This is a genomic window from Pseudoalteromonas sp. SG45-2 (assembly GCF_014164115.1).
GTDB lineage: Bacteria > Pseudomonadota > Gammaproteobacteria > Enterobacterales > Alteromonadaceae > Pseudoalteromonas > Pseudoalteromonas distincta.
Map to the genome: position 1 here is coordinate 1 of NZ_JACJEO010000069.1, position 476 is coordinate 476.

Annotated in this window: 1 protein-coding gene; it reads right to left on the minus strand. The window is 39.9% G+C overall.

Annotation, left to right across the window (positions count from 1 at the left end; genetic code table 11):
* Positions 1-146: 146 nt before the first annotated feature.
* A complete protein-coding gene (locus H5116_RS20565; protein ID WP_327077832.1) occupies positions 147-389 on the minus strand; it encodes a MerC family mercury resistance protein in 243 nt (80 codons plus the stop codon).
* Positions 390-476 lie beyond the last annotated feature (87 nt).

The window sequence follows — 476 nt, forward strand, 5'->3', positions numbered from 1 at the left end:
AGAGCGAAAAGCAGACATTGACCGTTAATCGTTTCAACGACGGCAATTAGCCATACGTTGCATGTTTGCTCCCTTACTGGTTTTACGATATCCAAAACCGACATAACGACCATTAAGCAAATACCAAAGTAAAATAGGTATGTGCTTCAATCATATAGCCAAAGAGGATAAAGCGTTAATAGCACTGCTACAGGCCCTAGAATGCTGAAGACAGCTCTGGTATGGTTTTTATTTTTGTGCCAGTTGTATAAGTTTACCAATAGTTCCAAAGATGCAAAAATAGGTAAAAGCGTATTTACAGCTATTCCTTCGAAGTGAGAGAAGAAGCCTAGTCCTAATGCCGATGCAAGTGACCTTAATGCAGGGAAGCAGGCCGTGCCGCTAGCCAAACGCCACTAGAGCCTACTCTGTCTAATATTTTATTTATCATTTGAAAGTCTATTGGTTGATATTACCATCATTCTAAACTCCGTATA